The following is a 12,482-nucleotide window of genomic DNA, read 5'->3' as shown; positions in this document are numbered from 1 at the left end:
AACGGCCTGAGTCCTGTCGAATACAGGTCTCAAGCCGCCTAGGTTGGTTTTCATTATTTACACTGTCTACTTGACGGGGAGCAGTTCAGCAACGGATAGGCGCTTGTTTTTTGGTTTTGATGGGACACAAAACGAGAACCTGTCACGATTGACGGGTCCTCGTTGATCATTAGAAGAACTGACGTGGGTTGACTGTGCTACCCGCGCTCGTTCCTGAGTACGAGTAGCTGCCTTGATGAACCTCGAAGTGCAAGTGTGAGCCAGTCGAGTTCCCTGTGCTACCCATCGCGCCGATGTTTTGGCCTTGTGTCACACGTTGACCGGCGCTTACTGAGACCGAGTTCATGTGGGCATAGACCGTCGTCCAAACTTGTCCGTTGATGACGTGGGCAATCATGACGTGATTCCCGTATGCGCCACCCCAGCCGGCACGGATGACCGTTCCCGTTGCCGAGGCACGGATTGGTGTTCCGACAGGTCCAGCGATATCGACGCCGTTATGGAACGAGTAGCCGAATTGACCGCTTGCCGGTCCCCATCCTTGTGAGAAACGTCCCGTTGTCGGTTGAATGAACATTGCGCCCGATGGTGCCGGTGCCGATGTGGTCGGTGCCATCGGAGCTGGTTTAGGCGCTGGTGCCGGCGCCGGCTTTGGTGCTGGCGCAGCCGGTTTCGGTGCCGGTGTGCTATTTTGTGTCGTCTGGTTTGAAGATGAAGACGACTGGGTATTATTGTTATTGTTCTGCTGTTTTTGAGCTGCTGCTCGTTCTGCCTCGGCTTTAGCCGCTGCCGCTCTTGCTTCTTCTGCTTGACGGGCCGCTGCTGCTGCTTGCGCCGCTTCTGCTTGGCGAGCTTCTTCAGCTTTACGGGCTGCTTCTTGACGAGCCGCCTCTTCAGCACGACGACGCGCTTCTTCTTCCTCACGACGTTGCGCTTCAATCTCAGCCGCAATCGCTTCTTCTTGCGCGATTAACGTCGCTTCGATTTCTTGAAGGTCGAAGATTTGCGATTCGAATTTGATATTCTTGTCCTCGAGCTCTTTGATGCGAGCTTCGCGCTGTTTCATCTTCTTCTCGAGTTGAGCTTGACGTACTTCTAGCGCTTTTTGTTGCTTCAAGAGCGATGTGCGTTCTTCTTTAAGTGATGCTTGCGCTTCTTGTAACGATTGACGCGTCGCTTCATAGTCTTCAAACAACTCTTGGTCGCTTCGTTGAATCGTTCCGGCCGTGATCATCCGTGTGATCAAGTCCGAGAAGTTTTTCGAACCGAAGATGAACTCAGCCCAATTGATTGAGCCGCCGCCATTCGTTTGCATCGTGGCCATACGCTCTTTCATCATTGCTTCTTGAGCCTTCATCTTCTTCTCATAGCCTTTAATGTCAGCTTCGAGGTCTTCAATTTTCAACTCAGTACGCTTGATTTCTTGGCGTTTCGCTGCGACATCATTGATGATGTCTTGAAGTTGGGCATCCATCTTGTTGACTTCAGCTTGAACTTTCGAGATTTCATTTTTATTTTGCTTAATTTTCGAAGACGTATTCGATTGGTTCTGTTTGACGTTATTCCGTTGCTCTTGCACTTTCTTCTGCTGCTCTTGTTTCTCCTTGATTGACGTCGAGGCATCAGCCACCGAGTGCGTCCCAAGAAGAAGCGCGCTAAGCGTGAGTGTCGAGACGGTGCGTTTCCAATTGATCAATGGGGACATCCTTTCTATTGACGGGGTTAGGGTTCACGTACTATTTAAAGGTCAGTCGTTTTGCTATGTAACAAAAACGATTATTTTTTTAGTTTCAACACGACTAATTATATCGAAGTGTCGAATGTTTTCCTGTTAAAGTTATATTTCACTTTTATTACGACGAAGGGGTGGGAAACCTTATACGGCTCCCCACCCCTTTATATTTCAACATTTTTTCACTTTTCTTTTCTCGAAACATAGTTGTAATAATAGATGAAAATAGGAAATTATTGACCTTATATTAAAAAAGTATAATCCAGGTATTTTTCTAAGTCTAACCATTTCCAAAAAACGTAAAAAGGGCCTATTTAGTCTCTCGCTCCAGGCGAAAAAGGCTAAACGGGCCAATTGTTCGTCGGTGTGGAGACAAGGGGTCTCACACCTTGAATGATACAAGAAGACTGTTAATCAGACGTTAACGTTTGATTACAATTTGAATGCGCCGATGATGACGAACACCCATGCGGCGATAAACAGCACGCCACCAATTGGTGTGACCGCTCCAAGCTTCGTGATTCCGGTCAATGCCATGACATACAGGCTGCCTGAGAAAAAGAGAATCCCGGCAAACATGAGCCATCCTGCTGTGTTGAACTGGCTAATGCTCACTTTCATCAAAATGCTCGCTAAAGCGATGATGCCGATAGCGTGAATCATATGATAGAGCACACCGGTCTGCCAATTCGCAAGCATATTCGGTGCCAGACGTTCTTTCAACGCATGGGCCCCGAACGCACCGAACGCGACGCCGAGCGCCATTAAAGCGGCGCCAATAATAAGTAAAGCTTTCATCACTAATTTCCCCCTTATCGCACTTTACGTGCAGGTAAATTCCACTTTCGATAGTAGGATATCACTCGAAGCGCCGCAACGACAACAAGTAACGTATAGACAGGAAGTCCTCCTTCAAGACGGAAATAATATGTGACGACCGCGATAATGATCGCCCAAATCGCATATACTTCCGATTGTAGGACGAGAGGCTTTCGGCCGGCCAACAAATCACGGACGACCCCGCCACCGACACCCGTCAAAACGGCCGCTGCAATCGCGGCCGATAATGGTAAATCAAGCTTGATGGCGACCTGTGCTCCTTGAAACGCGAAGGCGACGAGACCGATTGCGTCCACGATGACGCCCCAGCGTTCCCAATGCGGCAAAACAACGTTTGGCAGCAGGAAGATGAGCAATGCGACAAGAAAACAAAGGATGAAGAGATCGTTTTGTTGCCAAATCAAACTGACCGGGTTTCCGAGCAAGACGTTTCGGATGGCCCCGCCACCGAAAGCTGTTGTGAAAGCGAGCAACCATACCCCAAAAATATCATATTTCTCGTCCATCGCGATGATGGCACCGCTCGCCGCAAACGCAATCGTTCCGACGACGTTGAGTAATTCCCACTCCATAAATATCCCTTGCCCTTTCTTTAAAGCATTCTGTGGTAAAGTTAAGATATAAAAAATCAGATCAGTCGAGCGACTGCTTGTAAAGGATGTCGGTACTTTTATGAAACGAATCGCCTTGTTCCGCATATGGATTATCGTCACGATGTTCGCCCGATTCATCATTAAAATTTATGCATTCTCCCGCAAACAGCAACAAGGTCTCGCGTCAACCGAAGAGTATGAGACGCTCATGTTGAACCTTGCCCGCGAGTATAAGCGGAACGCACTCCGGCTCGAAGGGCTGCTCATCAAGCTCGGGCAGTTTCTATCGATTCGGGCCGACTTGTTGCCTCCTTCTGTATTGAACGAGTTATCCGAGCTCGTCGACCGTGTCCCTACATCAGGCTGGGACAAGTCCCGCGCCATCCTGGAAGCAGAATGGGGCGTCCCGTATACACAAGTTGTGAAAGACGTCGGAATCGACGCCGTCGCCTCTGCCTCAATCGGGGAAGTGTATGGCGCGACGTTGCTTGAGAACGGGAAGCGCGTCGCCTTGAAAATCCAGCGTCCAGACATTGAAAAGATCATTCGGACCGACTTCAAAGCGATGCGAATCGTCACGACGATGCTCAAGCGGACATCGCTGGCAAAATCGACCGACTTAGATAGCTTATATCGCCAAATGATTTTTGTCATCGGGGACGAGTTAAATTTCCAAACCGAATTGAAGAACGCCCATTATTTCAAAGCGAAATACGCCGATAACCCCGACGTGTACATCCCGGACTATTATGACCACCTTTGTACGAATCGGGTGTTGACGATGGATTGGGTCGAAGCCCGCCGCATCACCGACCTCGCTTTCTTAAAAGAAAATAATATCGACCGCTCCGCACTTGCCAAACGGTTGTTCACGATGGCAGCCGAGCAACTGTTGTTCGGCGGACAATTCCACGCCGACCCCCACCCCGGTAACGTCCAAATCCGGGCCGACGGGACGATCATCCTGCTCGACTTCGGAATGGTCGGGTCATCGACTGCCCAAGACATGGCGACGATCCGTAAAATCTTGCAGGCGTTCATCTCGCTTGATTATGACGGTGTCGTCGACGGACTTGAGGACTTGCGTTTCCTGTTGCCGACGGCGAACAAGCATAACATTCGTCAAGCGCTTGAAAAAGCGGTCACGTTCTATTTAGAGACCGATATCGATACGGTCGATACGAAGCTGATCGAAAAAGTGTTGCAAGATATCCAACTGCTCGTCAAGAACGAGCCGATCCAACTGCCGGCCGAGTTCGCCTTCTTCGGTCGGGCCGCTTCGACGCTGCTCGGGATTCTGCAAATCCTTGATTCAAAAATCGATTTGTTTACGCTCGGTAAACCGATTGTCATTCAATGGCTCGAGTCCGATGGGACGACGATTCAGAACCGTTACGTCATGACGGCGCTCAACTACGGCAAGAAGTTGCTGAACGCCCCGCCACTCCTCGATAACTATTTGAAAGAGCCGACCCGGAAGCGCCTGTCCGAACAAGCGATGTTCCAACGTGAGCTCGAGTCGAAAGAACTGCTCCACCGCCAGACGTTCAACTCAGGGGTCATCATCCTCGGCCTCGTCGTCGGGCTATTCGGCTATCTCCGACCGGATGAGTGGCTGTTTTGGTCAGGTGGGGTCGTCGCCGTCGTCGCCTACTTCAACTCAAGACGCCTCGGTCGAAAGATTCGTCATTTGGCCCGCCAAGATTTCCGCGTCTGAACCCGTCACTCCCTGGAGTGGCGGTTTTTTTCTGGAGCCACGTACCGATATAGGCGGCGACTTGCTGCAAATCCCGGTCGGTCGTCCATCCCATCGTGGAGACTTGGAGACAGTTCGCACGCCGCAAATAAACGCTCTCGTACTGCACTTGATAGCCATGGAACGCCAATTGATATCCTAGCTCAATCGAGGACAGTGTGTCTGGCAGCGCGAGCGAAAAAATGCCGGGCGCTTGATCGTCCCCGAGTTCAACCGATATACCGCGGCGCACCAGTTCATGTACGAACGCATCAAGTTTGGATTGATGGGTCGCAATCTCCGCGTCCGTCAGTTCGCGCAAGGCGACGTCCATCGCTTGAATGAGCGGGACCGATTGCGTGAAGGCGATTGGGTCATAGCCTGCCAAGTCTAAATAACGCGGAATCGACGGGTTCGGGACGGCTCGATCTCGCATGGCGACAAACGCCAATCCAGGGGCATTTCGGAGCGCTTTGCCCGAGACGAACGTCACCAGATGCGCGAACGAATAGTCGGTCACTTTCGTCCCAACCACACTGATGGCATCAATCGCAATCTTCGTCGGATGTGTGTGTGCATACTTACGCAACTGGTCCAAATCGACCAGCTTCCCCGTCGACGTCTCGCAATGGACCGTCCAAATCCAATCTGGTGCATGTTGTCCGATTCGCTTTAAGTCGAGACGACGCCCAGCCGAAAGCGGGACGACATCAAATTCAAGACCAGCCCGATTGGCATGGTCAATCAGCCGCCGTCCGAACTCCCCTGTGTCGATGATCACGCCACGTCCGTGCAACTGGGCAGCGACGGCATCGTTCGCAATCGTCCCGCTCCCGAGTAATGTGTAAACATGAGGCAACTTGACGAGATGGCTCAGCCTCGACTGGACCGAATGGAGCAAACGGCTGGCCTCAGTCGACCGATGTGATACCGGCTGAGCGGCAAGCGCAGCGCGCACTTGATTCGACAGTTCGACGGGACCGGCGAGGAGTAACTTTGGCCGCAACGTTCGAGCGGTCTCTGACTGCATGAACCCAGAGCGCGTCAACTGCATCGGCACGTATAACGCCTCCGCCGTCCCGACCGGTTGTGCGAACGGGATAAACCCGAACCGTCGATATAGCTTCTGTTCGCGTACGGTTCCGCTGATGACAATCCCTTCCACACCCCGGTCTGTCGCTTCCATGAGCATCGCTCGCATAAGTCCGGCAAACGTCCTTGTGTTCCGATAGGCGGGCGTCACAGCCAATAGTCGGACTTCAATCCACTCTCCCGGCGGCAGCGTCACACCTTTTTGTTCAAGTGAAAACGGGTGTTCGTCACGGATGGCACACATGGCGACGAGCTGCCCGTCTGCCAACCCAATCCAGTATGTATTCGTATCATGGAAGCGATCGACGAGTCGTCGCTCCTCGTTCGGATGGTGTTGCGGGATTTCTTCGACAAACGTCTCATAGTTCAATCGATGAATCGCTTCCGCATCCCCCGGCGTCGCTCTTCGAAATTCAAGCACGTTGTTTCCCCCTTATATGATGGTACATGATCAAAATCATCGTCAAACTGGCCACACTGACATCTGTTGCGTCCCCCCAGGCCGCGAGCGGCAAGAGCATGAGCATGACAAGCCCCGTCTCGCGCGAGTTACGCGTCAGTTTGATGAGAATGAGCAACATGGCAAGTCCTGCTAAAAACCATAACGGGCTGTACGCTAATATAATTCCAGAAAATACGGCGTACCCCTTCCCACCGGTGCGAATATGCCACATCGGATAAATGTGCCCGAGCGTCAAGGCGAGTCCGGTCTCAAAAAAATATGGACCGCTGATTGACAACACGAGTACCGTCTTCAAGACGTCGAATCCGTAAACGAACAAGAACGCTCGCTTCCCGCCAATCCGTAATGCATTGCGGGCACCGGTGTTTCCCGACCCACTCGTTGCCAAGTCTTGACCGCTCCACCTGCCGTATAAGCGCCCACCAAGTATACTGCCGACGACATAGCCCAAGATGATGACCCACATAGCGACCCCTCCCCCGTTGTAAAATTGTGTATGATTTTTGAAATCGGGTACCTTCTTAATGTGCACCTAGACGAAAGGGGAAATCAAGATGCGAGTGGAGAACAATTTCATCAACGGAGAATGGATTGATACATCGGACACGATCGTGGTGCGGAATCCCGCGACCGGCAACATTATGGCCACGGTGACAAAGAGCGACACCGCCGAAGCGAAACAGGCTGTCGATGCCGCCCACGACGCCTTGAAGGACTGGCAAGAGAAAACGGCAGAAGAACGAGGCGCCCTCCTGCTCGAATGGAATCGACTGATCGATGAACATACGGAAGCCATCGCTCGGACGATGGTCGAAGAGCAAGGCAAGCCGCTCCAAGAAGCCATCGGCGAAGTCCGCTATGCGAACGGCTTTATCGAGTGGTACGCCGCGGAAGGTCGGCGCGTGTACGGCGAGACGATTCCGGCATCGTCAAACAAGAAACGCATCTTTGCCATTAAACAACCGGTCGGCGTCGTCGCCGCCATCACCCCATGGAACTTCCCGGCCGCCATGATCACCCGAAAATTGGCGCCGGCGCTTGCCGCAGGTTGTACCGTCGTATTGAAACCGGCATCAGCGACACCATTGACGGCGATCGAACTCGTCAAACTGGCTGAGAAAGCAGGCTTCCCACCCGGTGTCATCAATCTTGTCACCGGGAAAGCTTCTGACATCGTGAACACGTGGCAACACGACCCCCGTGTCCGCAAATTGACGTTCACCGGTTCGACCGAGGTCGGCAAGACGCTCATGCGCGGCGCCGCCGATACAATGAAGAAAATCTCGCTCGAGCTCGGTGGTCACGCCCCGCTCATCGTAACGGCGCAGGCAGATCTCGACAAGGCTGTACTGCAAGCCGTCGCCACGAAATTCCGTAACGGCGGACAGACGTGTGTCTGCGCCAACCGGATTTATGTCGAGCAGTCCATCGTCGATGCGTTCTCCGAAAAATTCATCGAGGCCGTCGCGGCGCTCGAAGTCGGGAACGGACTCGATGAAGGGACAGACATCGGCCCGCTCATCGACGAGGCTGCGGTCGATAAAGTCATGAAGCACTTGGAAGACGCCCAAATCCGGGGCGGGGAAATCACGGGTGGCGAACAGCTCGACGGATTGTTCGTCCGACCGGCCGTCGTCCGCTATGCGAATGAGGATATGCTATGTATGAACGAGGAGACGTTTGGGCCCGTCGCCCCAATCGCGTCGTTCGATACGCTCGAGGAAGTGATTGAGCGGGCGAACGCGACCCCGTTCGGTCTCGCCTCCTACGTGTTCACACAAGACATCAACGAGGCCCTCTATTTGGCCGAAGCGCTCGAATACGGCATCGTCGGAGTCAATGACGGTCTCCCGTCGACACCGCAAGCACCGTTCGGCGGGTGGAAGCAGAGCGGTCTCGGACGTGAAGGTGGTCACCATGGCATCGAAGAATTTTTGGAAATCAAATATATCTCGCTTGGCCTTTAAAGAAATTCCGGTTGAACGCGATGTTCAACCGGATTTTTTTATGATTCGATATACGTAATCAAGTCGTTCGGCGTCGCAATCACATGATCCGCGAGAGCCCATTCATCCTCGTTTCCAAACCCAAAGCCAGTCAAGACGACCGGGAAGTCATGGGCCCGAGCTGCTTCGACATCCGATTTCCGGTCCCCGACCATCACATAGTCGTTCTCGCCGTGACGGAGGCGATGCGCCGTCAAAATGTCGGCTTTTTTCTCACCACTTACGGATTCGAGGCATTCTGGCGCCGTCATGAACTGGCGAATGTTTTGCGAGTCAAGAATCAGGTTCAAATAATGGACGCCGCAGTTGCTCGCGGTCGTCAACGTATGCCCTTTTTTATGAAGCGCCTCGAGCATCTCGTAAATCCCGTCGAACAAGACGAGCTGTCCTTCCATCGCCCGCTCGAGCGTCTCATGCCGTAACTTGCGGATTTGGCGAATCTCTTCAATCGTCGCTTCCGGGATGACATGTTCCCAAAATGCGTTGCCGGCCAACCCGTAACCGGAACGGACCGCATCCTCACTCGGTTTCGGTAAATGCGGAAGTTGCTCCAACGCCTCGTGAATCGCTTGCGTCATCGGTCCGGTCGTGTCGACGAGCGTCCCATCGATATCAAATAAAATGACTGCCATTGTCTGGTCCCCTCTCTCTTTCCTATGTTCCTACCGTAGCAGAATCCCCTGAAAACCGAAAGCGGAAACGTCACACGCAAATCTCACCTCTAAAAGTGAAATTCAGAGTCCATAAAAAAACGGCTGAACAAATGTTCAACCGAGAACTGTCAGCCACGCCAGAAACTCATACCGCCTTTGACCGAGTAGACGTCCGTATAACCCGCGCTCTTCAACATGGCCGCGGCCCGTTGACTTCGCATCCCGCTTTGACAGATGACGTAGACCGGACGTTCTTTATCTTTCGGATATTGGGCACTCGCGTTCCCGAATCCCGATAACGGCACATTTTTCGCTTGCTTGATATGCCCGCCCCGGTATTCGTGTGGTTCGCGAACGTCGAGCAGTTGAATGTTTCGCTCTTCGGCAATCTTCCGTTTCAATTCATCCGTCGAAACTGTTTTGACGCTGTTTCGCTTCGTCCACCAAAAATAAATCAATCCGATCACTACTGCAACAAACAAGAAGTCAAGCATAGTCACGCCTCCGTTAGGTATAGTTTAGTTAACCCCATTATACCCCCTACGGTATATAAGTCAACGCGAACGCCTCACAAAAAAAGCTGTGCCACAGGGCACAGCTTAAAAGTCGAGCAATGAATCAGTTTTCGGTTTATCCTCTTCTTCAAGCGGAATTCCAAGGAACGCCGCCATCTGACGATCGAGCGGCGGCTTCGACTCGACCGGTTGGGCCACAGGAACCACTGCTTGTTGCGTCGGAGCCGAATCGGCGAGCAGTAGCTCGCAATACCCCATCAGCTTGGCCAAGTGGCGCTTCTGGGCCTCTCCGCTCGATTGTTCGATTTGTGTCATCACTTGCTTCATCTGCAGGATGACCTGTTGTTCCGTAATCATCTATCGCACACATCCTTTACCGTTCCATTCTGAGGCAAACGAGGGGCTGGCCGCAAGTCCGATGCTCGTCAGACGTGAGTCTCTGAGCGCGTCGTGAGCCATGTCTGGAACGCCTCAAAGTCGAACCTGACTTGATTAGCGTAAAATTGGGACCACCTTGTGATTTGACGGATAAACAGTGGGCGCGACACACCGATGGCCGTCGCGATGCGTTCACTCGCCTCATAATCGAGCACGTTCGCATCCGCGTCCGCCCGGGCATGGATCTTGGCCGTGATCTCCGCCTGTACTTTCAACGTCTCAATGAGCGATTCTTCATTTTTGATGTGCTTCGCTTTCACTTTCCGCTTATAAGGTGACCGTTGCCGCACGTAATACTCGTTCCCGTCCATCGTTAAGTAGCCGAGATACGGGTCACGACTGTGCACCATGGCACGCTGAGCCGCGATGACACGGGCCCCTTGATGGGACAGCCCGTCCTCAAACAATGGATGCGTCGGCAAGAAGAGAGACGGGACGGCCGATTGGGCTTGTTTCATTTCAAGGATGATATCCTCGTCATGCTCCTCGTCCGCGCCTTCAATCAAAATATAATAGCGTTCGAGTCCAATCGAAGCGGTGCCACTCTCACGTTTAATGGCGATATCTTTAATCTTGTAATGGTCGGCGTGATGGCGATGTTTCTCCGATAACGACGACAAATAGTCCGGCCATGCCTGCTTGATTTGCTTCGCCGTCTTCGGACTGACCGGAACGAGGTCGTCACTCGTCGCAAAGTAACGCTCCTCATCCCGCACTTCCGTCCGCTCGGCCATGAACGCGTCTTTCTTCTTCTCGGCCTTTTTAATCACTTTCTTGATCGCTTTGCACGTGTTTGCTTTCGTGAATTGGACATCCTCGTCTTTCCCATTCGCATAGCGCTCCATCGCGCGCGCATACGTGTCGGCATACGTCTCGATGGCCCGAGTTGCGTCAAAACCTGACTCGGCGGCAAACAAGTCGACCGAGATGGCCATGCGCAGCACGTCAAACAAATAAGAGCCGAGATACGCCTCATCAAAATCGTTCACATCGTAAATGATCGTCCCGGCCCCATCTTCGAACACACCGAAGTTTTCAAAATGCAAGTCCCCTTGAATGAACGTCGGATGGGACGCGTCGGTATCGAACGCGAGCGGCACTTTCGCAAAGTCATAATAGAACAAGTGCGAACTCCCCCGGAAAAACGAGAACGGGGTCGCGCTCATCTTGTTGTACTTCTCATCTCTAGCCGCTTCCGATAGATTCCGAATCGATTTGTCGTAGTAATCCAAGACGGTCGCGAGCGTCTCACGACGGATCTGTTGTTTGACGGATGTGAACATGACCTTCTCCCCTTCACGCATCGAATAAGTGCTTGTACTCTCCATATCCTGCAGATTCAAGTTCTTCTTTTGGAATGAAACGGAGTGCTGCCGAGTTGATGCAGTAGCGCAGACCCCCTAGTTCCTTCGGGCCGTCATCGAATAAGTGACCGAGGTGACTGTCGGCTCCTTTCGAGCGGACTTCAGTCCGGACCATATGGTGCGTTGTGTCCATATTCATGTCGATGCGCTTCTCCTCGATTGGACGAGCAAAGCTCGGCCAACCGCAGTTGGATTGAAATTTATCACGCGACGTGAACAGCGGCGTGCCATCGATGACATCAACGTACAACCCTTCCCGTTCCTCATCCCAATATTCGTTCTGGAACGGGGGCTCGGTGCCGTTCTCTTGCGTGACTTTATATTGGATCGGCGTCAGACGATCTTTCAATTCTTTCTGGAGCTTCTTGTCACTCCACGCTTCTTTCACGAACTTGGCCCGACCAGAACCGACGCGGTACATCTCGTAACGGAACGGGTTTTTCTTGTAATAGTCTTGATGGTAATCTTCCGCTTCCCAGAACGTCTTCGCTGGACGAATCTCGACTTCGATCGGTCGATCGAACCGGCCTGAGTCCTCGATTTCTTGTTTCGACCGTTCGGCCGCGACGCGCTGTTCTTCTGAATGATAGAAGATGGCCGGTCGATACGACTCACCCCGGTCATTGAACTGTCCACCACCATCGGTCGGGTCGATTTGACGCCAATAGATGCGCAATAGTTCCTCATAGGAAATCACGTCCGGGTCGAACGTGACCTCGATCGCCTCGAGGTGACCGGTCGTCTCCGAACAGACTTGTTGGTACGTCGGGTTGTCGACATGTCCGCCCGTATAGCCAGAAATGACCTGCTCGACCCCCTCGTATTTATGAAACGGTTTGACCATGCACCAAAAACAGCCTCCCGCGAATGTAGCTTTTGCCATAATAAATCCCTCCTTACTATGTAGTGTACCCAAAAAATCTCGTCGACAACAAAAAACGAGAACCACGAACGTGTTCTCGTCAGATTGTAGACAAAGTCACGTTTCAGGCGAACTGAAACGTGACTTTGTCGTTTTCGGGCCTTTAGGCGCTCTGCCCGAGCCCCTTTT

The 12,482-nt window shown here is 52.5% G+C and carries 12 protein-coding genes; 2 read left to right on the top strand and 10 right to left on the bottom strand.

Annotated elements, in window-relative coordinates; translation table 11 throughout:
• Nucleotides 1-169 precede the first annotated feature (169 nt).
• The 3 genes from KNP64_RS14630 to KNP64_RS14620 form a co-directional block, all read right to left on the bottom strand.
• Nucleotides 170-1,705, bottom strand: a complete 1,536-nt coding sequence (locus tag KNP64_RS14630; protein ID WP_138858675.1) for a murein hydrolase activator EnvC family protein — start codon at nt 1,703-1,705, stop codon at nt 170-172.
• A gap of 459 nt (nt 1,706-2,164) precedes the next feature.
• Complete coding sequence (locus tag KNP64_RS14625; protein WP_029594578.1) at nt 2,165-2,530, bottom strand: DUF423 domain-containing protein; 366 nt, start codon at nt 2,528-2,530, stop codon at nt 2,165-2,167.
• A gap of 14 nt (nt 2,531-2,544) precedes the next feature.
• On the bottom strand, nt 2,545-3,144 hold the full coding sequence (locus KNP64_RS14620) for a trimeric intracellular cation channel family protein (protein WP_029594577.1): 600 nt from the start codon (nt 3,142-3,144) through the stop codon (nt 2,545-2,547).
• Between the two features lie 100 nt (nt 3,145-3,244).
• On the opposite strand from KNP64_RS14620, the gene KNP64_RS14615 reads away from it, so the two are divergent.
• Nucleotides 3,245-4,882, top strand: coding sequence for an ABC1 kinase family protein (locus KNP64_RS14615; RefSeq protein WP_214764429.1), 1,638 nt, complete (start codon nt 3,245-3,247; stop codon nt 4,880-4,882).
• Here the strand turns inward: KNP64_RS14615 and KNP64_RS14610 are convergent.
• Nucleotides 4,821-6,413, bottom strand: a complete 1,593-nt coding sequence (locus tag KNP64_RS14610; protein ID WP_214764430.1) for a GNAT family N-acetyltransferase — start codon at nt 6,411-6,413, stop codon at nt 4,821-4,823. The genes KNP64_RS14615 and KNP64_RS14610 overlap by 62 nt on opposite strands.
• Nucleotides 6,406-6,921, bottom strand: coding sequence for a glycerol-3-phosphate acyltransferase (locus tag KNP64_RS14605; RefSeq protein WP_029594574.1), 516 nt, complete (start codon nt 6,919-6,921; stop codon nt 6,406-6,408). The genes KNP64_RS14610 and KNP64_RS14605 overlap by 8 nt, the downstream gene beginning before the upstream one ends.
• An 88-nt stretch (nt 6,922-7,009) precedes the next feature.
• Here KNP64_RS14605 and KNP64_RS14600 point away from each other — a divergent pair, with 88 nt between their 5' ends.
• The gene (locus tag KNP64_RS14600) at nt 7,010-8,422 is read left to right on the top strand and encodes an NAD-dependent succinate-semialdehyde dehydrogenase (RefSeq protein ID WP_214794151.1); all 1,413 of its coding nucleotides are present in this window, start codon (nt 7,010-7,012) and stop codon (nt 8,420-8,422) included.
• 38 nt (nt 8,423-8,460) lie between these two features.
• Here KNP64_RS14600 and KNP64_RS14595 read toward each other — a convergent pair whose 3' ends face one another.
• From KNP64_RS14595 to msrA, 5 genes are all read right to left on the bottom strand, one after another.
• Nucleotides 8,461-9,093 (bottom strand): HAD family hydrolase, encoded by a 633-nt coding sequence (locus tag KNP64_RS14595; protein WP_021065989.1) that lies wholly within the window; start codon nt 9,091-9,093, stop codon nt 8,461-8,463.
• 149 nt (nt 9,094-9,242) lie between these two features.
• The gene (locus KNP64_RS14590; protein ID WP_035385631.1) at nt 9,243-9,608 is read right to left on the bottom strand and encodes a rhodanese-like domain-containing protein; all 366 of its coding nucleotides are present in this window, start codon (nt 9,606-9,608) and stop codon (nt 9,243-9,245) included.
• Nucleotides 9,609-9,713: 105 nt separating this feature from the next.
• Entirely contained in the window at nt 9,714-9,986 is a 273-nt protein-coding gene (locus KNP64_RS14585; RefSeq protein ID WP_058764957.1) for a DUF5327 family protein, read from the bottom strand.
• Between the two features lie 68 nt (nt 9,987-10,054).
• A complete protein-coding gene (locus tag KNP64_RS14580; protein ID WP_214794154.1) occupies nt 10,055-11,350 on the bottom strand; it encodes a DUF2252 domain-containing protein in 1,296 nt (431 codons plus the stop codon).
• A 13-nt stretch (nt 11,351-11,363) separates the two neighbouring features.
• Nucleotides 11,364-12,314 (bottom strand): peptide-methionine (S)-S-oxide reductase MsrA, encoded by a 951-nt coding sequence (gene msrA, locus KNP64_RS14575; protein ID WP_214794157.1) that lies wholly within the window; start codon nt 12,312-12,314, stop codon nt 11,364-11,366.
• Nucleotides 12,315-12,482 lie beyond the last annotated feature (168 nt).

It is taken from the genome of Exiguobacterium sp. s64 (genome assembly GCF_018618035.1).
Lineage (GTDB): Bacteria > Bacillota > Bacilli > Exiguobacteriales > Exiguobacteriaceae > Exiguobacterium > Exiguobacterium mexicanum_A.
This window is presented reverse-complemented; position numbering and strand designations above follow the sequence as displayed.

Bases quoted from the DNA above. Each gene is read 5' to 3' on its own strand.
- KNP64_RS14630 (WP_138858675.1), bottom strand. From the start codon at position 1,705: ATGTCCCCATTGATCAATTGGAAACGCACCGTCTCGACACTCACGCTT.
- KNP64_RS14625 (WP_029594578.1), bottom strand. From the start codon at position 2,530: ATGAAAGCTTTACTTATTATTGGCGCCGCTTTAATGGCGCTCGGCGTC.
- KNP64_RS14620 (WP_029594577.1), bottom strand. From the start codon at position 3,144: ATGGAGTGGGAATTACTCAACGTCGTCGGAACGATTGCGTTTGCGGCG.
- KNP64_RS14615 (WP_214764429.1), top strand. From the start codon at position 3,245: ATGAAACGAATCGCCTTGTTCCGCATATGGATTATCGTCACGATGTTC.
- KNP64_RS14605 (WP_029594574.1), bottom strand. From the start codon at position 6,921: ATGTGGGTCATCATCTTGGGCTATGTCGTCGGCAGTATACTTGGTGGG.
- KNP64_RS14600 (WP_214794151.1), top strand. From the start codon at position 7,010: ATGCGAGTGGAGAACAATTTCATCAACGGAGAATGGATTGATACATCG.
- KNP64_RS14595 (WP_021065989.1), bottom strand. From the start codon at position 9,093: ATGGCAGTCATTTTATTTGATATCGATGGGACGCTCGTCGACACGACC.
- KNP64_RS14590 (WP_035385631.1), bottom strand. From the start codon at position 9,608: ATGCTTGACTTCTTGTTTGTTGCAGTAGTGATCGGATTGATTTATTTT.
- KNP64_RS14585 (WP_058764957.1), bottom strand. From the start codon at position 9,986: ATGATTACGGAACAACAGGTCATCCTGCAGATGAAGCAAGTGATGACA.
- KNP64_RS14580 (WP_214794154.1), bottom strand. From the start codon at position 11,350: ATGTTCACATCCGTCAAACAACAGATCCGTCGTGAGACGCTCGCGACC.
- msrA (WP_214794157.1), bottom strand. From the start codon at position 12,314: ATGGCAAAAGCTACATTCGCGGGAGGCTGTTTTTGGTGCATGGTCAAA.